The sequence below is a fragment of the Burkholderia sp. AW33-5 genome, from assembly GCF_053427615.1.
This window is the reverse complement of the sequence record NZ_JBSAXA010000006.1, coordinates 1-20,983: the sequence shown is the minus strand read 5'-3', so window position 1 is coordinate 20,983 and position 20,983 is coordinate 1. Positions and strand designations below refer to the sequence as shown.

Annotated in this window: 21 protein-coding genes; 14 read left to right on the top strand and 7 right to left on the bottom strand. The window is 68.3% G+C overall.

What is annotated here, in order from left to right:
• Positions 1–170: 170 nt before the first annotated feature.
• On the top strand, positions 171–923 hold the full coding sequence (locus ACV22V_RS12970; protein ID WP_448014111.1) for a hypothetical protein: 753 nt from the start codon (positions 171–173) through the stop codon (positions 921–923).
• Positions 923–1,408, top strand: coding sequence for a hypothetical protein (locus ACV22V_RS12965; protein WP_448014109.1), 486 nt, complete (start codon positions 923–925; stop codon positions 1,406–1,408). The genes ACV22V_RS12970 and ACV22V_RS12965 overlap by 1 nt, the downstream gene beginning before the upstream one ends.
• A 273-nt stretch (positions 1,409–1,681) precedes the next feature.
• Here the strand turns inward: ACV22V_RS12965 and ACV22V_RS12960 are convergent, their stop codons facing one another.
• Positions 1,682–2,584: a DMT family transporter gene (locus ACV22V_RS12960; RefSeq protein WP_223964895.1), complete on the bottom strand. Its 903-nt coding sequence runs from the start codon at positions 2,582–2,584 to the stop codon at positions 1,682–1,684.
• A 113-nt stretch (positions 2,585–2,697) separates the two neighbouring features.
• Here ACV22V_RS12960 and ACV22V_RS12955 point away from each other — a divergent pair, with 113 nt between their 5' ends.
• On the top strand, positions 2,698–3,192 hold the full coding sequence (locus ACV22V_RS12955) for an Lrp/AsnC family transcriptional regulator (RefSeq protein WP_059523896.1): 495 nt from the start codon (positions 2,698–2,700) through the stop codon (positions 3,190–3,192).
• A gap of 48 nt (positions 3,193–3,240) precedes the next feature.
• Here ACV22V_RS12955 and ACV22V_RS12950 read toward each other — a convergent pair whose 3' ends face one another.
• Positions 3,241–4,137, bottom strand: coding sequence for an alpha/beta fold hydrolase (locus ACV22V_RS12950; RefSeq protein ID WP_059691383.1), 897 nt, complete (start codon positions 4,135–4,137; stop codon positions 3,241–3,243).
• A gap of 279 nt (positions 4,138–4,416) precedes the next feature.
• Between ACV22V_RS12950 and ACV22V_RS12945 the strand changes: the two genes are divergently transcribed.
• A complete protein-coding gene (locus ACV22V_RS12945) occupies positions 4,417–5,376 on the top strand; it encodes an NAD(P)H-dependent flavin oxidoreductase (protein WP_448014107.1) in 960 nt (319 codons plus the stop codon).
• 119 nt (positions 5,377–5,495) lie between these two features.
• On the opposite strand, the gene ACV22V_RS12940 is transcribed toward ACV22V_RS12945, so the two are convergent.
• The 3 genes from ACV22V_RS12940 to ACV22V_RS12930 all read right to left on the bottom strand — a co-directional run bounded on the left by ACV22V_RS12940 (position 5,496) and on the right by ACV22V_RS12930 (position 8,550).
• Positions 5,496–6,458, bottom strand: a complete 963-nt coding sequence (locus ACV22V_RS12940; protein ID WP_059523890.1) for a LysR family transcriptional regulator — start codon at positions 6,456–6,458, stop codon at positions 5,496–5,498.
• A gap of 171 nt (positions 6,459–6,629) precedes the next feature.
• Positions 6,630–7,706: a porin gene (locus ACV22V_RS12935; protein WP_059523888.1), complete on the bottom strand. Its 1,077-nt coding sequence runs from the start codon at positions 7,704–7,706 to the stop codon at positions 6,630–6,632.
• Positions 7,707–8,052: 346 nt separating this feature from the next.
• Entirely contained in the window at positions 8,053–8,550 is a 498-nt protein-coding gene (locus ACV22V_RS12930) for a hypothetical protein (protein WP_059691467.1), read from the bottom strand.
• A 347-nt stretch (positions 8,551–8,897) separates the two neighbouring features.
• Between ACV22V_RS12930 and ACV22V_RS12925 the strand changes: the two genes are divergently transcribed.
• From ACV22V_RS12925 to ACV22V_RS12900, 6 genes are all read left to right on the top strand, one after another.
• Positions 8,898–9,941, top strand: a complete 1,044-nt coding sequence (locus ACV22V_RS12925) for a bile acid:sodium symporter family protein (RefSeq protein WP_059523886.1) — start codon at positions 8,898–8,900, stop codon at positions 9,939–9,941.
• A 207-nt stretch (positions 9,942–10,148) separates the two neighbouring features.
• Positions 10,149–11,987, top strand: a complete 1,839-nt coding sequence (locus ACV22V_RS12920; RefSeq protein ID WP_448014105.1) for an EAL domain-containing protein — start codon at positions 10,149–10,151, stop codon at positions 11,985–11,987.
• 271 nt (positions 11,988–12,258) lie between these two features.
• Entirely contained in the window at positions 12,259–13,278 is a 1,020-nt protein-coding gene (locus ACV22V_RS12915) for a LacI family DNA-binding transcriptional regulator (protein ID WP_448014104.1), read from the top strand.
• A complete protein-coding gene (locus ACV22V_RS12910) occupies positions 13,275–14,555 on the top strand; it encodes an AGE family epimerase/isomerase (protein WP_175981842.1) in 1,281 nt (426 codons plus the stop codon). The genes ACV22V_RS12915 and ACV22V_RS12910 overlap by 4 nt, the downstream gene beginning before the upstream one ends.
• Entirely contained in the window at positions 14,552–15,460 is a 909-nt protein-coding gene (locus ACV22V_RS12905; protein ID WP_175981844.1) for a carbohydrate kinase family protein, read from the top strand. The genes ACV22V_RS12910 and ACV22V_RS12905 overlap by 4 nt, the downstream gene beginning before the upstream one ends.
• Before the next feature lie 98 nt (positions 15,461–15,558).
• On the top strand, positions 15,559–15,780 hold the full coding sequence (locus ACV22V_RS12900; protein ID WP_059523876.1) for a hypothetical protein: 222 nt from the start codon (positions 15,559–15,561) through the stop codon (positions 15,778–15,780).
• 77 nt (positions 15,781–15,857) lie between these two features.
• On the opposite strand, the gene ACV22V_RS12895 is transcribed toward ACV22V_RS12900, so the two are convergent.
• Together ACV22V_RS12895 and ACV22V_RS12890 are read right to left on the bottom strand one after the other, a co-directional pair.
• Entirely contained in the window at positions 15,858–16,052 is a 195-nt protein-coding gene (locus tag ACV22V_RS12895) for a DUF2905 domain-containing protein (protein WP_059523874.1), read from the bottom strand.
• 13 nt (positions 16,053–16,065) lie between these two features.
• Complete coding sequence (locus ACV22V_RS12890; protein ID WP_448014101.1) at positions 16,066–17,256, bottom strand: class I SAM-dependent methyltransferase; 1,191 nt, start codon at positions 17,254–17,256, stop codon at positions 16,066–16,068.
• A 13-nt stretch (positions 17,257–17,269) separates the two neighbouring features.
• Between ACV22V_RS12890 and ACV22V_RS12885 the strand changes: the two genes are divergently transcribed.
• From ACV22V_RS12885 to glmU, 4 genes are all read left to right on the top strand, one after another.
• The gene (locus ACV22V_RS12885; protein WP_448014100.1) at positions 17,270–18,013 is read left to right on the top strand and encodes an SDR family oxidoreductase; all 744 of its coding nucleotides are present in this window, start codon (positions 17,270–17,272) and stop codon (positions 18,011–18,013) included.
• Between the two features lie 78 nt (positions 18,014–18,091).
• Entirely contained in the window at positions 18,092–18,496 is a 405-nt protein-coding gene (locus tag ACV22V_RS12880; RefSeq protein ID WP_059450683.1) for a dihydroneopterin aldolase, read from the top strand.
• Positions 18,493–19,488, top strand: coding sequence for a tRNA 2-thiocytidine(32) synthetase TtcA (gene ttcA / locus ACV22V_RS12875; RefSeq protein WP_448014099.1), 996 nt, complete (start codon positions 18,493–18,495; stop codon positions 19,486–19,488). The genes ACV22V_RS12880 and ttcA overlap by 4 nt, the downstream gene beginning before the upstream one ends.
• Positions 19,489–19,622: 134 nt before the next feature.
• The coding region (gene glmU, locus ACV22V_RS12870) for a bifunctional UDP-N-acetylglucosamine diphosphorylase/glucosamine-1-phosphate N-acetyltransferase GlmU (RefSeq protein ID WP_059691377.1) at positions 19,623–20,983 on the top strand (1,361 nt) is incomplete at its 3' end.

Below are 20,983 nucleotides of genomic sequence, written 5' to 3'. Positions count from 1 at the left end.
CGCACCGCGCCGGCATTTCGTGAATCCGGTCATGGATCCTGGCCAGCACGATCGACGCCGCGAATACTGGCGGCACGGGTAATTGCTTCACGATGCCCCTCTCTGTGAATTACGACGAGGGATAACAACGAGCGTCATATGTTGTTGAACCCTCCTCGAAGAGAGGGTCCGTGTCCTTTGAACTTTCTGTGGGAGTTGGTCAACGCTGTTCGCTTTACAGTCGCAGTGAATATTGTTCGCGCTTCCCCGCCGGCTCACCGGATGAAAAGGCGGGGAAGGAACGGGCGCAGTTGATCGGCGCGGGAGACCTGACGCGCGATACGACGCAATTGGCACGCCTTCACAGGTTTCTTCAGGATTGCCGCCTCGACCACTATGTCGATAGTGCCGATCCGCAGCGACTGTCGCAGGCGTTACAGCGCGCTGTCGGCAACGGTGATGTCGTCGTGCTCTTCGAACTGGCACACCCGTCCGGAGCGCCCGGCCGCACCAGCGACGAACCGCGGCCGTACTCGATCACATTTACGCCATCTCAGTTATTCAAGCGCACGCCCCGTAAGGCGGCCAATTTCGGCGCTCCCCTCCGAACGCGACACAAGCTTCCCGCCGAAGATGGAATTGCAGTATGGCAAGCAAATCCGGGAGACAGTCTGCCGGACGGCACCACGGCAAGAGCACTCGGTTGTACGCAACCGTTCGACTATCAATCCGGCGTATCGATTGTTAATGAAGCAGTTCAACTGGCCGGCAGCGACGGCCTGCCCGGCAATAATCAGGCACAGAACAGGCAATTCAAAGCCGTTGTCAAAATGATGGAACTGAATAAGCGTCAGGCACGACTGCTTCACGAAGAAATAAGCGGAGAAGGGCTCGGATACCGTGAAATCCTCGAGCGCGCACAAGACATGTTTGGGGGAAGCTAATGGCCAGCGTTCACGAACGGATCACCCGGCACCTTGCCGTTCTCGAGGGTCTCGACATAGGCGGTATCCATCATGCAGCCGGCATGCTTACGATGCAGTTCGGTCCGATGCGGCAAACCAACACACGAAAAGGTACGCTGAAATGGGTCGGAGCATGGGCGCTGCACATTCAATGCAACTGGCAAATACGGCGACAAAATGACATCGTCGCGACCCAGGACGATGTTTCCGGGTCCGACGACGAAGCGCGCAAAATCTTGGAACGTCTCGATGCGCTATTAATCAAGCACGGCCCGACGACCGTTGAACGTGCGCTTGGAGGCGAATCGGGGCAAGTATGGCTTACGCTGTCCGCTGGCCTGAGCCTGGTCGTCACGCCCATCGGCACGGCGGACGAAGAGGACTGGCGGCTCTTTGCGCCGGGTATCGACGGTCCGCACTTTGTGATCGAGGGTGGCCGGATCGACCCCGACTCGCTCGCGTAAAGCGATCCGGCATCGAACTGGCCGTACACGGCCGACGCCAGGTTCACGCATAAAAAAATGCCGTTCGGCCTGCTTGGCGAACGGCATGAGATCGGAATCCTGTGAACGTGATCAACGTCACAGCCCGCATCATACGAGCGACGCTGCAGCGTCGCATCGGGTGTTTCCCTACAACTTCTTACAGCGGTTTGCGCGCGCAACCTTCGTTCCCGGACGCGGCGCCGGCGGGTGTCGGCAACCTGCCGTGGCCGCAAGCCGAATCGCACGACCGTTTCAGTTGCCGACCGCCGCGCGACGCGCGGGCACGATGCGCCAGCCGAGGTTCACGCCGGCCGCCGCGAGCAGGATCAGCAGCGCGCCGAGCACCTGCGTCCACGCGAGCGTCTGCCCGAACGCGACGCGATCGACGATGATCGCGACGACCGGATAGACGAACGACAGCGCGCCCGTCATCGCGACCGGCAGCTTCTGGATCGCACCGTACAGCAGCACATACATCACGCCGGTGTTCACGACGCCGAGCACGACGAGATCGACCCACTGCGCGGCCGTCGCGGGCAACGTGTCGAAGTGCGCGAACGGCGCGAGCAGCACGATGCCGAGGCCGGCCTGCAGCAGCGCGAGCAGGTGCGGCGGCGTGCCCTTCAGATGCTTCGTGACGATCGACGACACCGCGTACAGGAACGCCGCGCCGAGCGACAGCGCGACGCCTTCGAGATATTCGCCGGGCACCGCGAGCACGGCCGGCTCGACGCGCACCACGCACACGAGCCCGAAGAAGGCGAGCGCGAGCCACGCGATCGTCGACGCGCTGATCCGTTCGCGGAACACGATCGCGCCGAGCGCGACGAGCATGAACGGCTGCGTGTTGTAGACGGCCGTCGCCATCGAGATCGACGCGCGCGAATACGCGGCGAACAGCAGCAGCCAGTTCGCGACGATCGCGACGCTGCCGAGCGTCGCGAGCACGAGCATGCGCGGCGAGAACAGCGCGCGGCGCAGGAAGCCGAGCGCCGCGCAGACGATCGCGAGCGTCGCGGCGCCGAACAGGCAGCGGAAGAACACGACGTTGGTGAGCGGTTGCTGCGACGACATCACGAGCCAGCCGATCGTGCCGGACATCATCATCGCGACGACCATCTCGGCGGCACCGCGGCGGATTTCGTTCGAGGCCATCATGGACTCCGTTTGACGAGAGGGGATGACTTCGATTCTAGGAACTTGCTTTCCGCGCATCCACGACTAAACTGAAGCGAAAACATCGATTCACCTTCGAAAGCAAAGCGATCATGTCGAAACGCCTTTCCCCGCCCGCCGTCGCGTCGCTGGACGCGACCGACCGCGCGATCCTCGCCGCGCTCGCCGAGGATGCGCGCATCGCCACCAGCGAACTGGCGCGCCAGATCGGGCTGTCGGCGCCCGCGACCGCCGACCGCGTGCGACGGCTCGAAGCGCAGGGCGTGATCGCGGGTTTCACCGTCGAGCTCGACCCGCGCGCGCTCGGCTACACGCTGCAGGCGATCGTGCGCGTGAAGCCGCTGCCCGGGCAGCTGCATCTCGTCGAGGAAGTGTTGCGGCGGATTCCGGAGTTCGTCGAATGCGACAAGGTGACCGGCGAGGACTGCTTCATCTGCCGGCTCTATCTACGCACGATCGAGCACCTCGACGACATCCTGTCGAAGGTGACGGAGCGCGCGGAAACGAGCACGGCGATCGTGAAATCGACGCCGGTGCCGCGCCGCCTGCCGCCGCTCGTCGACGACGATGCCGCCACGCGCCGCTGATCGTCGCCGCGCGGCAAGCACCGCGCTGGCCGCGGCGGCCGGCGTCGCTCACGCGGCCGCGTCGCGCGCCTCGAAGAACGCCAGCAGCTCGTCGATCAGCGCGACGGGCGCCTCCTCCGGAATGTAGTGCCCGCAATCGAGCGCGCGGCCGCTGACGTCGCGCGCGACGCGCCGCCATTCGTCGAGCGGATCGAAGCAGCGCCCGACGATCCCGTTTTCGCCCCACAGCACGCGCAGCGGGCACGCGACCTTGTTGCCGCGCTCGAGATCCGCGCGGTCGTGCTCGAGATCGATCGTCGCCGACGCGCGGTAGTCCTCGCACATCGCATGCACCGCGCCCGGCTGCGCGAGCGCGGCGCGATACGCGGCGAGCGCCTCCGGCGCGAACGGCGCGAGCCCGGCGGACCGGTTGCCCATCACGCGCTCGATGTACGCATCGGTGCGGCCTTCGATCAGCGTTTCGGGCAGCGGCGCCGGCTGGATCAGGAAGAACCAGTGGAAATACGCGGTCGCGAACGCGCGGTCGGTCTGTTCGTACATCGCGAGCGTCGGCGCGATGTCGAGCAGCATCATCCGTTCGACGGCCGCCGGATGATCGAGCGCGAGCCGGTGCGCGACGCGCGCGCCGCGATCGTGCGCGCAGACGTGGAATTGCTCGAAGCCGAAATGCCGCATCACGGCGACCTGGTCGGCCGCCATCGCGCGTTTCGAATACGGCGCATGCCGCGCGTCGCTCGGCGGCCTGCCCGACGCGCCGTAGCCGCGCAGGTCGGTCGCGATCACCGTGAAGTGATTCGCCAGCGTCGCGGCGACGCGATGCCAGATCATGTGGGTCTGCGGATGGCCGTGCAGCAACAGAAGCGGCGGCCCCGCGCCTCCTTTGACACCGAAGATGTCGGTGTCCTGCACCGTCACGCGAAACGGTGCAAACGCCTCAAACGACATGGTTTGTTTCTCATTGGTTTGTTATGGCGGGTATTGTAGGAGCGCCCGGCCGACTGCTGCGCGCGGCAGATGCCCGAATGCGTAGAAAGAGAACACTCACTCGATTGTCGCCATGCCGCGCCGTTTGCTAAGCTCGCGTAGAATCGCACGACCGTTCGTATTAATATGAGCGCATCGCTGCACCGCTACACTCGAAGCACCGTTCGACCGCCAAGCATTGATGCCGGCATCGGCGCGACCGCGCCGCATCCGGCCGCCCCTCGAGACTGGAGACATCACATGGCATTGCCCGCCGTCCTGCAGAACCTGACGCTGCCCGTCATCGCGTCGCCGATGTTCATCGTCAGCTACCCCGAACTCGTGCTCGCGCAGTGCAAGGCGGGTATCGTCGGATCATTTCCCGCGCTCAACGCCCGTCCGGCCGAACTGCTCGACGAGTGGCTCACGCAGATCCAGTCCGAGCTCGCCGACCACAAGGCGAAGCACCCGGATGCGGTGATCGGCCCGATCGCGGTCAACCAGATCGTCCACCAGTCGAACGTACGGCTCGAGCATGACGTGCGCGTGTGCGTCGACCACAAGGTGCCGATCTTCATCACGAGCCTGCGCGCGCCGGCGCGCGAGATCGTCGACGCCGTGCACAGTTATGGCGGCATCGTGCTGCACGACGTGATCAACCTGCGCCACGCGCAGAAGGCGCTCGAAGCCGGCGTCGACGGGCTGATCCTCGTCGCGGCCGGCGCCGGCGGCCACGCGGGCACGACGTCGCCGTTCGCGCTCGTCGGCGAAGTGCGCAAGATGTTCGACGGGCCGATCGTGCTGTCGGGCTCGATCGCGAACGGCGGCTCGATCCTCGCCGCGCAGGCGATGGGCGCCGACCTCGCGTACATGGGCACGCGCTTCATCGCGACGCAGGAAGCGCACGCGGCCGAGGACTACAAGCGCGCGATCGTCAATGCGAAATCGTCCGACATCATCTACACGAACCTCTTCACCGGCGTGCACGGCAACTACATTCGCGAGAGCATCGAGAAGGCCGGCCTCGATCCGGACGCGCTGCCGGAATCGGACAAGTCGAAGATGAATTTCGGCGGCGACAAGGCGAAGGCGTGGAAGGACATCTGGGGTGCCGGCCAGGGCGTCGGGCTGATGGACGACCTGCCGAGCGTCGGCGCGCTCGTCGAGCGGCTGAAGCGCGAGTACGACGACGCGAAGGCACGGCTCGGCATCGCACGCTGACGCTGACGCGGGCGGCGGATTGCGTCGCGGCCGCGCATGACGTCGGGCAAAAACAAAAAAGCGCGAACCGCAACGGCTCGCGCTTTTTTCATGTCCGCCGCGCGGGCGGCAGACGGCGATCAGCCCGCGCGCTTGATCCGCGTAATCGGCAGCACGCGCAAGCGCGCCTCGATCGACGGGCACAGCGACTGACCTTCGAAACGTGCGGCGAGGAAGTCGACGAACGAACGCACCTTCGCCGATACGTGGCGGCGGCTCGCATACACCGCGTAGATCGGCGCCTCGTGCGGCGGCACCGAGTCGAGCAGCACCGGCACGAGACGGCCGGATTCGATGTCGTCGCCGATCACCTCGGTGCCGAGCAGCGCGATGCCCGCGCCGGCGAGCACCGCCGCGCGCAGCCCCTCGAGATGGTTCACGATCAGGTTGCCGTTCAGGTTCACGCGCGACGCGGCAGCCGCGTCGATCACCAGCGAATCGAGCATCGTCGAATTCGAATCGCGGCGCAGGTAATTGTGATGCGCGAGATCGGCAATCGTCTGAGGCGTGCCGTGCTTCTCCAGATACTCGGGCGACGCGACCAGCAGGATGTGTGCGGTGGCGATCTGCCGCGCGACCAGCGACGACGATTTCAGCCCGTTCGGCGCCGCGCGCACCGCGACGTCGTAGCCTTCCTCGATCAGGTCGACCACGCGATCGGACAGCGTCATGTCGACGGTCACGTCCGGGAACCGGCCCGCATAATCGGTGACGGCCTGCATCACGTGCCGCAATCCGAACGCGGACAGCGACGTCACGCGCAGGCGGCCCTGCGGCACGACGCTCGCGGCGCCGACCGCCTGTCCGGCTTCGTCGAGTTCCGACAGCGCCTGCACGAGGCGCTCATAGTATTCGCGTCCCGCCTCGGTCGGCGCGACACGTCGTGTCGTGCGATGCAGCAGCCGCGCGCCGAGCTGCTGCTCGAGATGCATCACGTGCTTGCTCGCCATCGCGGCCGACATCTGCATGCGCTCGGCCGCGCCGACGAAGCTGCCCACTTCGACGACGTAGCGAAACACATTCATGCTGACGAGGGTATCCATCGAACTAGCTCGCAATTCCTGGTAATCATGCAATTACGAGATAGGGTAACAAAGGCAAGGAAACAAGAAGGTCAACAAAGGCAAAACGGCGCCGCGGGAAGCGGCGCCGTTTCGGGGGCGGAAGACCGGCAGGCGGGACGCGCTGCGTGTGCGCGTCCGGCGAACGAATCGTCAGAACTTCGCGCGAATGCCCGCGCCGAACGTGTTGCCGCTCGACAGGCCGCTGATGTGGTCGTTCATGTAGGCAGCGTAGACGTCGGTGCGCTTGGACAGCGGATAGTCGTAGCCGACGGCCCAGGTCTGGCGCGTCTGGTCGAGGCCGCCGCCGTCGCGCGAGTATGCATACGACGCCATCGCGTTGCCGACGCCGAGCGGCACCGACACGCCGCCCTGCGCGGTGTTCACGTGCCAGCTGCCGGCAACCTGGTCGTTCTTCGTATACATGTACTGGCCGAACAGCTTCACGTACTTGAGGTCGTAGGTCGCGCCGACCAGCCCGATGCCCTGGCTCTTCATGCCGGTCACGAGCGAGCTCAGGTCCTGCGGGCCGTTGTTGAAGTTCACGTACTGGTAGACGGCGGTCGCGGCAAACGGGCCGTTTGCGTAGTTGAACTGCGCGCTCCACTTCTTCGAGCGGTTGTCGCCGGCCGTGTTGCCGAGCGCGTACATCGCCGCGAAATTCAGGCCACCGAACGAAGGCGACGTGTAGGACAGCGCGTTGTTCCAGCCCGAATCGCCGACCGCGCCCTGGTCGCTCGGATAGGTCGGGAACGTGCCGAGGCCGAGGAACACGTGGTACACCATCGGCGAGAAGGTGTACGAATCGTAGAACGGGTTGAACAGGATCGTCGACAGGAACAGGTGCGTCGTCAGGCGGCCTGCCGTCACCGTGCCGTACGGCGAGCTGACGCCGACGTATGCGTTGCGCGCGAAGAACGTGTCGCCCTGGAAGCGGCCGAACTGGCCGTTCTGCGCACGGAAGAAGCTCTCCAGCGTGAAGATCGCCTTGTAGCCGTTGCCGAGATCCTCTGCGCCGTGCAGGCCCCAGTACGACGTCGACATCCCGCCGCCCGACACGTTCCATGCGCGATCGCCGCCCGGGAACTTGGTTGCGCCGACCCATTCGTCGACCTGACCGTAGAGCGAGACGCTCGACTGCGCGTGGACGGGTGCGGTTGCGGCCACGCAGGCGGCCGCGGCGATCAGCTTGACGGACGTGCGCGACGCACGGCGAGCGAATGCTTTCATGGGATCTCCAGGTTTTGTCGAATGTCGATGAGTGGCGCGAGCGTTGTTTTTTGGAGCCGATTGCTTGCGTCGTTCGGGGCGCAGCCATCTTTACGGATCGTGCGTCCGGTCAAAATTGCGCACACTTATTGCGGGTATAGCAGCGGCATTAACTTCGCGGAATCGGCACATGGCCAGGCGCGCCGCAGCGGCCGCGCGCGGAGCGGGCACGCGACGGGACGGCCGCGGGGCGCGCGCGTGCCGGGCGCGAAAGATAGCGCAATGCGGCGGGAAAATCAGCGGAAATATGCGCGCGACTGTGGCGAATTCGCATCACAGCCGGCGGGGGGACGAACGCGCGGGGCGCTCAGTTTCGGTAGAACGGGGAGAAAAACGGCGAGTGCGACGGTTCTTCCTGCGCGCGGGGGGGCGGCATCGGACGGCCGCCGCGCTCCTCGTTGTAGCGCGCGACGTCGGCGCGGATCGAGCCGGCGCGCAGCGGCACGTTGCCGCCGGCCTGCGGGCGCGGCATCTGGCGGGAGTCGGCGCTGATCGGACGATACGGGCTTTGCGCGGCGTAATGGCCGTAGGACGGCGTCGGCCGCAGCCCCCAGCGGGAACCGTAACCGCTCACGCCGCCGGCACGCGCGCCGCCCGGCGGCAGCGCCCGGCGCCAGACCGGCGCGTTGCCGGCCGGCTGGCCGAAAGCGCGCATGTCGCCGCCACCGAAACCGTGACCGAAGCCGTGACCGCCGCCGAACGCCTGACCGCCGTGCGGCGGTTGCGCGAGCGCGAGCGGCATCAGCAGTGCGCCGAGCACGCCTGCCACCCATCGTCCGACCTTCCGTTTCACCCGTTCCGTCATCATTCAGTGCCTGTTACCGCTCGCCGCCGGGCGTTTCCGGCCGACGCAAGCCTTTCAGCAGTAATTTATGAGCGGCCTGAAACGGTGTCGAGCCAAAAAGTGTTAGGTCGCGGGCATCGGTGTAACACCATGTTACTGCTAGGTTTTTTCACTTCAGGGCGCAATCGCGGCAGAACATTCTTCTGCCGTTTTGCGCATCGGCCACCCCTCCCTGGCGCCCGCCGCCCTATGCCGTCGATTCATCAATCGATTCGCACAATGAATTTGTGTATTGAATGACCAACCGGGACAATATCGGCTTCGCGCGCGCGACGTGCGCGCCTGCCGTTTCCGAATCGAGTTCCCCGATGGCCCGTCCCCGTTTCCTTCCCGACAACTTCACGCTCGCGCTGGTCGGCACCGTCGTGCTCGCGAGCCTGCTGCCGTGCCGCGGCCCGGCCGCCCACGCGTTCAACTGGGCGACCAACATCGCGGTCGGCCTGCTGTTCTTCCTGCACGGCGCGAAGCTGTCGCGCGAAGCCGTCGTCGCGGGCGCGACCCACTGGCGGCTGCATGCGGTCGTGCTGCTCAGCACGTTCGCGCTGTTCCCGCTGCTCGGCCTCGCGCTGAAGCCCGTGCTGCAGCCGCTCGTCACGCCGGCGCTCTACGCCGGCGTGCTGTTTCTGTGCACGCTGCCGTCGACGGTCCAGTCGTCGATCGCGTTCACGTCGATCGCGAAGGGCAACGTGCCGGCCGCCGTGTGCGCGGCATCCGCGTCAAGCCTGCTCGGAATCTTCGTGACGCCGGCGCTCGTCGGGCTGATGATCACGTCGCAGTCGGCCGCGGCCGCGTCGCCGTGGAGCACCGTCGGGAGCATCGTGATGCAGCTGCTCGTGCCGTTCGTCGCCGGCCAGCTGCTGCGGCCCGTGATCGGCGGCTGGATCGAACGCAATCGCGGCGTGCTGCGTTTCGTCGACCAGGGCTCGATCCTGCTCGTCGTCTACGTCGCGTTCAGCGAGGCCGTGAACCAGGGGCTCTGGCACCAGATGCCGGCGCGCGCGCTCGGCGGCCTGCTGGTCGTCAACGTCGTGCTGCTCGCGATCGCGCTGGTGCTGACCACGTTCGTCAGCAAGCGGCTCGGCTTCAACCGCGCCGACCAGATCACGATCATCTTCTGCGGCTCGAAGAAGAGCCTCGCGGCCGGCGTGCCGATGGCGAAGGTGATCTTCTCCGCGCAGGCGGTCGGCGCGATCGTGCTGCCGCTGATGCTGTTCCACCAGATCCAGCTGATGGCGTGCGCGGCGCTCGCGCAGCGCTGGGGCGCGCGCGACATGCGCGGCGAGCGTGACGGCGACGAGGGTGCGGCCGGCGCCGCACGCGGACGCGGCGCGCTGAGCGCGGGCAAACGCTGACGCGGGAGGCTGCGCGGCCGGCATGGCTGGCCGCGCGGGTGGATTCGCGTCTTTCTCGTTACGCTTTCCGCTTTCTCCGCCGCCCCACCGCCCGCCCAAAGCGACGCATGCACCATCGACGCGCATCGCGTCACGAAATCTTCATTCAATTCTCCGCGCGCGCTGCCGTTAAAGTCGGGCGTCCCGTCGCCTCGGCCGCCCTCGCCCATGCCCGCGCCTCATCCCGTCCCGTCCGCCGTCTCCACCACGCGCCTGATCGCGGAGCGTGCGCTCGCGGCCGTGTTCCAGCCGATCGTCGACCTCGGGTCGGGCACGGTCGTCGGCTACGAAGGCCTGATCCGCGGCCCGCGCGGCACCGACCTCGAGACGCCGGCCGCGCTGTTCGCGCAGGCCGCCCGCGACGGCGCGACCGTCGCGCTCGAACAGGCGGCTGCCCTCACCTGCCTCGACGCGTTCGCGGCGCTCGGCTGCGACGGCAAGCTGTTCCTCAACTTCAGCGCGAACACGATCCTGCAACTCGCGCGCGAACGCGAGCGCGCGCGGCAACTGCTCGGTCGCGCGCGGGTCGGCGCGGAGCGCATCGTGATCGAGCTGACCGAGCAGACCGCGATGCCGGACGTCGCGCACATCGGGCCGGCGGTCGCATCGCTGCGCGACGCCGGCATCCAGTTCGCGCTCGACGACTACGGCACCGCGAACGCGAGCATGAACCTGTGGCTGCGCCTGCACCCGGACGTCGTGAAGATCGACCGCTTCTTCATCCACGACATCGCGCGCGATCCGCTCAAGTTCGAGGCGGTCCGGGCGATGCAGCACTTCGCGCACGCGAGCGGCGCGAAGCTGATCGCGGAAGGGATCGAGAACGAGTGCGACCTGATCGTCGTGCGCGACATGGGCATCTGCTGCGTGCAGGGCTTCCTGCTCGGCCGGCCGGACGCGCAACCGTCGCGGGTCGTCGCGCCGGCCGCGCGCGACGCGATCCGCGCGCCGCACATCGCGGTGTTCCCCGGTGCGACCCGCGCCGTGCGGCCCGCGAGCACGATCGCGGCGAAGATGCTCGTCCCCGCGCCGGCGCTGCCGCGCGACGCGACCAGCAACGACGTGCTCGACCTGTTCAACCGGATGCCCGGCCTGCACGCGGTCGCGCTCGTCGAACGCGGGCGGCCGGTCGCGCTCGTGAACCGGCGCGGCTTCATCGACCGCTTCACGCTGCCTTACCACCGCGAGGTGTTCGGAAAGAAGCCGTGCCTGCAGTTCGCGAACGACGCGCCGCTGATGATCGACAATGCGACGACGGTCGAGCAGCTCGCGATGCTGCTCGCGAGCCACGACCAGCGCTACCTCGCGGACGGCTTCGTGATCACCGAGCACGGCCGCTACGTCGGGCTCGGCACCGGCGAGAGCCTCGTGCGCGCGGTGACCGAGATGCGCATCGAGGCCGCGCGCTATGCGAATCCGCTGACCTTCCTGCCCGGCAACATCCCGATCAGCGCGCACATCGAGCGCCTGCTGGCGCGCGACGCCGGCTTCCACGCGTGCTACGTCGACCTGAACCAGTTCAAGCCGTTCAACGACCAGTACGGCTACTGGCAGGGCGACGAAGTGCTGAAGTTCGCGGCGACGGTGCTGGCCGGCGTGTGCGATCCGCAGCGCGACTTTCTCGGGCACGTCGGCGGCGACGATTTCCTCGTGCTGTTCCAGCGCGACGACTGGCACGCGCGCGCGGCCGACGCGATCGCGCACTTCAACGACGGCGCGCGGCGTTTCTACACGCAGGCCGACCGGCTGGCGGGCGGGCTGCGCGGCGAGGACCGCCACGGCAACCCCGCATTCTTCGGTTTCGTCACGATGGCGATCGGCGCGGTCGGCGTGCCGGCCGGCGCGAACGGCGCGATGCGCTACGGCAGCGACGAGATCGCGTCGGTCGCGGCGCTCGCGAAGCGGCGCGCGAAACAGCAGCCGGGCGGGCTCGCGGTCGTCGATCTCGATGCCGGACGCGCGGCGCTGCGCGATCGCGGCGGGCCGCCGCAGGCGGCGGCGGGCTGAACCGGCGGGCGGTTGCCGGATGCAAGCGGGCTGCCGGCCGGCAAGAACGGCGACGACGGTGTCTCGCGCGCCCGATTGCCGGTAACGGCCTGCCGTTCGTGCGATCACCTTGCCTTTTCCGCGTTTTGTTTAGTATTTTTAGTAACGTCGTTTTCGCAGATTAGCGCGTAAAAACCCGTTATTTCCGGGTATTCCCCGGTTATCCGGCCCGAATTTGGCTCGGCGTTTTACTATACAATCGCCGTCACCCTAAACAAACCGGACCCGAACGATGGGCACCACCATTCGCGACGTAGCGCGGGCGGCAGAGGTCTCGATCGGCACCGTCTCCCGCGCGCTGAAAAACCAGCCGGGCCTGTCGGAAGCCACGCGGGCGCGCATCGTCGAGATCGCGCAGCAGCTCGGCTACGACCCGGCCCAGTTGCGCCCGCGCATCCGCCGGCTCACCTTCCTGCTGCACCGCCAGCACAACCGCTTTCCCGCGAGCCCGTTCTTCTCGCACGTGCTGCACGGCGTCGAGGACGCGTGCCGCGAGCGCGGCATCGTGCCGACGCTGCTCACGGTCGGCCCCAACGACGACGTGCTGCGCCAGATGCGCCCGCACGCGCCCGACGCGATCGCGGTGGCCGGCTTCATCGAGCCCGAGACGATCGAGGCGCTCGCCGCGACCGGCCGGCCGCTCGTGCTGATCGACCTGTGGGCGCCCGGCCTGCGCTCGGTGAACATCGACAACGCGACGGGCGCGGCGCTCGCGATGCGCCACCTGCTCGCCATCGGCCGCTCGCGGATCGCGTTCATCGGCGGCTCGGCCGCGCACTTCAGCATCGCGCAGCGCGCGATCGGCTATCGCCGCGCGTTCTTCGAGGCCGGGCGGCTGTTCGATCCCGCGTACGAAGTGACGATCGACGCCGGGCTCGACCCCGACACCGGCGCCGCGCACGCGATGCAGCAACTGCTCGACGCGCCCGGCCCGCGCCCGGACGCCGTGTTCGCGTACAACGACGCCGCCGCGCTGGCCGCGCAGCGCGTGTGCATCGCGCGCGGCGTGCGGATTCCGGAAGACATCGCGATCGTCGGCTTCGACGACATCCCGGCCGCCGCGCACGCGAATCCGCCGCTCACGACGCTCGCCGTCGACAAGGAAGCGCTCGGCCGCCGCGGCGTCGAACTGCTGCTCGCCGAATCGCCCGAGCGCACCGAGATCTCCCTGCCCGTCGAACTGATCGTACGGGCCAGCAGCCAGCCCGCCGGCTCACCGGCACTCGATACCGCCACGGTCACCGAATCATGAACATGCCCCCGGTCCAATCCAGCACGGCCGCGCCGGCCGCCCACGCGCAAACGGCACCGTTCGTCGCGAGCTTCCGCGATCCGTCGTTCCTGCTGTCGCACATCGAGGACACGCTGCGCTTCTACGCGCAGAACGCGTTCGACCCGACGGGCGGCTTCTACCATTACTTCCGCGACGACGGCAGCATCTACAACCGCACGTCGCGGCATCTGGTCAGCAGTTGCCGGTTCGTCTTCAACTACGCGATGGCGTACCGGCATTTCGGCGATCCGCGCCACCTCGACTACGCCCGCCACGGGCTGCGCTTCCTGCGCGACGCGCACTGGGACGAAGCGCTGCAGGGCTACGACTGGGAACTCGACTGGCGCGACGGCACGAAACGCGCGACGCTCGACGGCACGCGCCACTGCTACGGGCTCGCGTTCGTGCTGCTGGCCGCCGCGCACGCGACGATGGCCGGCATCGACGAAGCGCGCGCGCTGATCGCGTCGACCTACGAGCTCGCCGAGCACCGCTTCTGGGACGCGGCCGCCGGCCTCTACGCGGACGACGCGACGCCGAACTGGAACGTGTCGTCGTACCGCGGCCAGAACGCGAACATGCACATGACGGAAGCGCTGCTCGCGGCATACGAGGCGACCGGCCATCTCACCTATCTCGATCGCGCGGAAAAACTCGCGACCCACATCACGCAGCGCCAGGCTTCGCTGTCGGGCGGCCTCGTGTGGGAGCACTACCATGCGGACTGGTCGGTCGACTGGGACTACAACAAGGAAGACAGCTCGAACATCTTCCGTCCGTGGGGCTTCCAGCCCGGGCACCAGACCGAATGGGCGAAGCTGCTGCTGATCCTGGAGCGGCACCGCCCGCTCGACTGGCTCGTGCCGCGCGCGGCCGAGCTGTTCGACGCGGCGCTCACGCATGCGTGGGACGCCGATCACGGCGGTCTCTGCTACGGCTTCGGCCCCGACTTCACGATCTGCGACCACAACAAGTATTTCTGGGTGCAGGCGGAAACCTTCGCGGCGGCCGCGATGCTCGGCGCGCGCACCGGCAGCGAGCGCTTCTGGGACTGGTACGACGAGATCTGGCGCTACAGCTGGGCACATTTCGTCGATCACCGCTACGGCGCGTGGTACCGGATCCTCACCTGCGACAACCGCAAGTACAGCGACGAGAAAAGCCCGGCCGGCAAGACCGACTATCACACGATGGGCGCATGCTACGACGTGCTCGCGACCCTCGCGCGCGCGGCGCGCAGCGAGCCGACGCAATGAGCGGCGGCACCTTTCCGGCCTTCGTGTCGGCGGGCGACATCCTGACCGACATGGTGCGCGCGGGCGACGCGCAGTGGACCTCGGTGCCGGGCGGCGCCGGCTGGAACGTCGCGCGCGCGGTCGCGCGGCTCGGCGTGCCGAGCGCGCTCGCGGGCGCGATCGGCGAAGACTGCTTCTCCGACGTGCTGTGGCGCACCAGCGAGGCGGCCGGGCTCGACCTGCGCTTCCTGCAGCGCGTGCCGCGTGCGCCGCTGCTCGCGATCGTCCACGAGACGCGGCCGCCCGCGTACTTCTTCATCGGCGAAGCGAGCGCGGATCTCGCGTTCGACCCGGCGCGGCTGCCGGCCGGCTGGGCCGCACACGTGAAGTGGGCGCACTTCGGCTGCATCAGCCTCGTGCGCGAACCGCTCGCGGGCACGCTCGTCGCGCTCGCGGCGGAGCTGCACGCGCGCGGCGTGAAGATCAGCTTCGATCCGAACTACCGGAACCTGATGACGGCCGCGTACCGGCCGACGCTCGAGAAGATGGCCGCGCTCGCCGACCTGATCAAGGTGTCCGACGAGGACCTGCGCCACCTGTTCGGCGGCGACGGCCCGGATGCGGTCGCCGCGGTGCGCGCGCTGAATCCGCGCGCGGCCGTGCTCGTCACGCGCGGCGCGCAGCCGGCGACGCTTTACGCGGACGGCGACGTGCTCGAAGCCAGTCCGCCGCGCGTCGAGGTCGTCGATACCGTCGGCGCGGGCGACGCGTCGATCGGCGGCATGCTGTTCAGCCTGATGGCCGCGCCGCAGCGGTCGTGGCGCGAGCATCTCGCGTTCGCGCTCGCGGCGGGCGCCGCCGCGTGCCGGCATACGGGCGCGCATGCGCCGACGCTCGACGAGGTGGTCGCGTTGCTCGAACGGTGACGGGACGATGACGGCGCGCTGATCGGTCGCCGATTAGCGGCGCTGTACATGCTGCGCCGCAGTGCTACGATGAAGTGTCCTATTGCGGGAGAGGCACGATGGACACGAACACGTTCACGAAAGGCATCTACACGGCCAAGGCGCACACGCAGCACGCCGCCAACGGACAGTTCCAGGGTTACGTGATCCTCGCCCGGGACGACGGCGACGAGACGGAAAACATGCGCTACGACGTCCACACGACGAGTCCGAGCGAGGAGGAGGCGTTCAACGAAGCGAAGGCGCTCGCGCACCGGATCCTCGGCGAAATCGAGCTGTGACGCGCGAACCGTGACGCGCCGAACCCTCACACGCGCGCCGCGGCGCGGTCGCGGCGCGCCGCCGCATTCGGCGCGGCTCAGAGCAGCCGCGCCACCATCGACACCAGCATCGTCAGCACCAGCGTCGACATGAACGGGAACGGGTAGCGCCGCCCGCCGAGCGTCAGCGTGACGTCGCCCGGCATCCGCCCGATGCCGACCTTGCCGAGCCACGGCCAGCAGCGCGTCAGGATCATCACCGCGACGAACGACGCCATCAGCCAGCGCAGCATCCCGGACTCCCCGTCAGAGCGCGTGCGAGCGGTCGCCGCGCGCGAATGCGTCGAGCGTGCCGTCGATCCCGCGCGAGAATGCGATCACCTTGAACAGCTCGCCCATCTCGGCTTCCGAGATCAGCTTCTGCACCGCGTTCGCGGCCGGCAGGAACTGGTGGATGTCGGACGGATCGATCGCGGCCAGCGCGTCGGTGATGCCCGCGTTCAACAGGAAACGCGCCTGCGACGTGTAGCCGAGGAGGTCCGCGCCGGTCGCGACGCCCGCGTCGTAGATGCCGGTGAATTCGACGTGCGCGGTGATGTCCTGCAGCCCCGGGTACAGGAACGCGTCGTCATGTGCGTGGTGGCGGTAATGGCACATCAGCGTGCCGCGGTCGCGCTGCGGATGGTAGTACTCGTGCGCGGGGAACCCGTAGTCGACCAGCAGCACCGCGCCGCGCCCGAGCATCGTGCATACGGTACGCGTGAACGCCAGCGCGGCTTCGTGCGTCTCCGTCACGTAGCCGTCGTCGACGTCGAGCGTCGCGAGCACCGGCGGCAGGCCGGCCGCACCGGCGGGCCGGTCGTCGAACGCGAACGCGTGCCGCGCGTCGAGCGCGACGCCGCGCTCGAGCCACGCGCCGTCCGCTTTCGCGAAGAGGCGCACCGGCATCGCGTCGAGCACCTCGTTGCCGACCACGACGCCGTCGAAGCGCTCGGGCAGCGCGTCGAGCCAGCGCACCTTCCCGGCGAGCGCCGGCGCGACCGCCGCGATCGTGTCGCGCTGGCGTTCGCGCAGCTCGCCGGACAGGTCGACGATCAGGTATTCGTCGAGTTCGACGCCGAGCGCATCGAGCGCCGCGAGCAGCCCGGCCGCGAGCTTGCCCGTGCCCGCGCCGAACTCCATCACGCGGCGCGTGCCGCTTGCCGCCAGCGCTTGCCCGACGGGATTCGCGAGCGTCTGCGCGAACAGCGGCGACAGCTCGGGGGCCGTCACGAAGTCGCTGCCGTCGTCGGCGCGGCGGCCGAACTTGCGCGCGCCGCCGCTGTAATAGCCGAGGCCGGGCGCATACAGCGCGCGCTCCATGAAGCGGTCGAACGGCAGCCAGCCGCCGGCCGCCGCGATCTCGTCGCGCAGTTGCGCGGCAAGGGTTTCGGACTGCGCGAGCGCGTCAGGGCCGGGAGCAGGTAAACTAGCGGGTTCGTGAGCTTTCGGGTTCATCCCGGCATTGTAAATGACCGTTTCAGCCGATACGTCGACCCCGCGCATCGCGCTCGTCGCCGGCGCGCTGGGCAGCGCGGCCGACGCCGCGTCGCTCGGTCGTGCGCTCGCGACCGGATTCGCGCAGCGCGGCTGGGACGTCGCGCTGCAGCGCAGCCCCGGCGCGCCGCGCGCGGCCGCCGATGCGCTCGTCGCCGAAGTCGCCGCCCACGGCCGCCGTGCAGCCGTGCTCGACGCCGATCTGGCCCTGGAAACCGACGCGACCGCGCTCGTCGCCGCGTGCGGCGCGGCGCTCGGCCGGCCCGCCTGCGCGGTGTTCGTGAGTGCCTGCGCCGGCACCGACGACGCGCACACCGTGGACGGCGCATCGCTCGCCGCTGCGCTCGCGCGCAACGTGACGGCGCCGCTCGCGCTGGCCCGGGCGCTTGCCGACGCGACGCCCGACGCCGCGCGCGACGACGAATCGCTGCGCGCGTGCGCGATCCACGTGCTGGATCAGGCCCTGTTTCACCCGGCGCCGGCGCGGCTGTCGCATGCGCTGATGCAGGCCGCGCTGAACCGCGCGACCGCCGCGCTGGCGCTGGCCCTCGCGCCGAAAGTGCGCGTGGCGGCGCTCGTGCGCGGCCATGCGCCGCACGCGAACGACATCGCGGCGGCGGCCTGCTATCTCGCGAGCGCGCCCGGCGTCACGGGCGCGACGCTGACCGTCGACGGCGGCGAGCACCTGGTGCCGCACGCCGCCGGCCCGAATGAATGAACTGCGCGGACCGCGCGGCCTGATCGCCGCCGCCCGCGCCGCTTTGCGTGCGCGCACGCCAATTTGACTGGGACGACCATGTTTTCCGCTCTCCTGCACCCCCGCCTCGCGGACTGCCGCAGGCTCTACCTGCGCGACTACGAGGTGCACATCAACATCGGGGCCTTCGAACACGAGAAGCGCGGCGAGCAGCGCGTCGTCATCAACGTCGACCTGTTCGTGCCGCTCGCGCTGTCCACCCCCGTCGACGACCGGCTGCATGAAGTCGTCGACTACGACCTGATGAAGCAGAGCGTCGCGCAGTGCGTGGCGCGCGGCCACATCCACCTGCAGGAAACACTGTGCGACGCGATCGCCGCGAACCTGCTGGCGCACGACGCCGTGCGCGCGGTACGCGTCTGTACCGAGAAACCGGACGCCTATCCGGACTGCGACGCCGTCGGCGTCGAAGTCTTTCGCATCAAGGACGAGGAGCGCGCATGAACGCCCCCCACATGAACGACACGGCGGCCGATGGCGCCGCCATCGAAGCCATCGCCGCCGACACCGGCCGCCGCGCGCTGACGCGCCGCGAGCAGAAGGAAGCGTACGAGAACAACAAGCTGTTCAAGCGGATCGTGCGCCAGGTCGGCCAGGCGATCGGCGACTACAACATGATCGAGCAGGGCGACAAGGTGATGGTGTGCCTGTCGGGCGGCAAGGACAGCTACGCGATGCTCGACGTGCTGCTGCGCCTGCGCGAGCGCGCGCCGATCGACTTCGACATCGTCGCGGTCAACCTCGACCAGAAGCAGCCGGGCTTCCCCGAGCACGTGCTGCCCGAATACCTGACGCAGGTCGGCGTGCCGTTCCACATCGAGAACCAGGACACCTACAGCATCGTCAAGCGGCTCGTGCCCGAAGGCAAGACGACCTGCTCGCTGTGCTCGCGGCTGCGCCGCGGGATCCTGTACCGCGTGGCCGGCGAGCTCGGCGCGACCAAGATCGCGCTCGGCCACCACCGCGACGACATCCTGCAGACGCTGCTGCTCAACATGTTCTACGGCGGCAAGCTGAAGGGAATGCCGCCGAAGCTGCAGTCGGACGACGGCAGGAACGTCGTGATCCGCCCGCTCGCTTACGTGAAGGAAACCGATCTCGAGAAATACGCCGAGCTGCGCGAATTCCCGATCATCCCGTGCAACCTGTGCGGCAGCCAGCCGAACCTGAAGCGCGCGGAAATGAAGGCGCTGATCCGCGAATGGGACAAGCGCTTCCCGGGCCGCGTCGACAACATGTTCAGCGCGCTCGCGAACGTCGTGCCGTCGCACCTGATGGATACGACCCAGTTCCCGTTCGCGTCGCTGCGCGCGACCGGCGAGGCCGATCCGCAGGGCGACATCGCGTTTGACGAGGAGCCGTGCGCGTCCGGCGACGAGACCGCCGCGCCGGGCTCGGCGAAACCGATCTCGATCGTCCAGTTCGACGACCTGTAAGCAGGGTCCGAACACCCGCCGGAACCGGGGCCGCGGCCTCGTTCCGGCGCTGTCGCCCCGCAGCGACAGGCCCGGAACGACGGGGGCCGCATGCTAAAATGGACGGCTTCGAACTCCTCTGACAAGCTGGCGCCATGAATATCGTGATTTTGGCGGCAGGCACCGGCAAGCGCATGCGTTCCGCGCTGCCGAAAGTGCTCCATCCCCTGGCCGGCAGGCCGCTCCTCTCCCACGTCATCGCCACCGCGCGCACGCTGCAGCCGTCGCGGCTCGTCGTCGTCGTCGGTCACGGCGCCGAGCAGGTCCAGGCCGCCGTCGCCGCGCCCGACGTCCAGTTCGCGGTGCAGGCCGAGCAGCTCGGCACCGGCCACGCGGTACGCCAGGCGCTGCCGCTGCTCGATCCCGCGCAACCGACGCTGGTTTTGTACGGCGACGTGCCGCTCACCCGCGCGTCGACGCTGCGGCGTCTCGTCGACGCCGCGCGCGAGGGCCGCTACGGAATTCTGACCGTCACGCTCGACGACCCGACCGGCTACGGCCGCATCGTGCGCGACGCGTCCGGCTTCGTCACGCGCATCGTCGAGCAGAAGGACGCGTCGCCCGAGCAGTTGAGGATCGCCGAGATCAACACCGGCATCATCGTCACGCCCACGGCGCAGCTGTCGATGTGGCTCGGCGCGCTGAAGAACGAGAACGCGCAGGGCGAGTACTACCTGACCGACGTCGTCGAGCTCGCGATCGAGGCCGGCTTCGAGATCGTCACGGCGCAGCCCGACGAGGAATGGGAAACGCTCGGCGTGAACAGCAAGGCGCAGCTCGCGGAGCTCGAGCGCATCCATCAGCGCAACGTCGCCGATGCGCTGCTCGTCGACGGCGTCACGCTCGCCGATCCGGCGCGGCTCGACGTGCGCGGCACGCTGCGCTGCGGCCGCGACGTGTCGATCGACGTGAACTGCGTGTTCGAAGGCAACGTGACGCTCGCCGACAACGTGACGATCGGCGCGAACTGCGTGATCCGCAACGCCTCGATCGGCGCGGGCACGCGCATCGACGCATTCACGCACATCGACGGCGCCGAGCTCGGCGCGAACACCGTGATCGGCCCGTACGCGCGGCTGCGTCCGGGCGCGCAGCTCGCCGACGAAGCGCACGTCGGCAACTTCGTCGAGGTGAAGAACGCGGTGATCGGCCACGGCTCGAAGGCGAACCACCTCACCTACATCGGCGACGCCGACATCGGCGCGCGCGTGAACATCGGCGCGGGCACGATCACCTGCAACTACGACGGCGCGAACAAGTTCCGCACCGTGATCGAGGACGACGTGTTCGTCGGCTCCGACACGCAGCTCGTCGCGCCGGTGCGCGTCGGCCGCGGCGTGACGATCGCTGCCGGCACGACGATCTGGAAGGACGTCGCCGAAGGCGTCCTCGCATTGAACGAGAAGACGCAGACCGCGAAAAGCGGCTACGTCCGCCCGGTCAAGAAGAAGAGCTG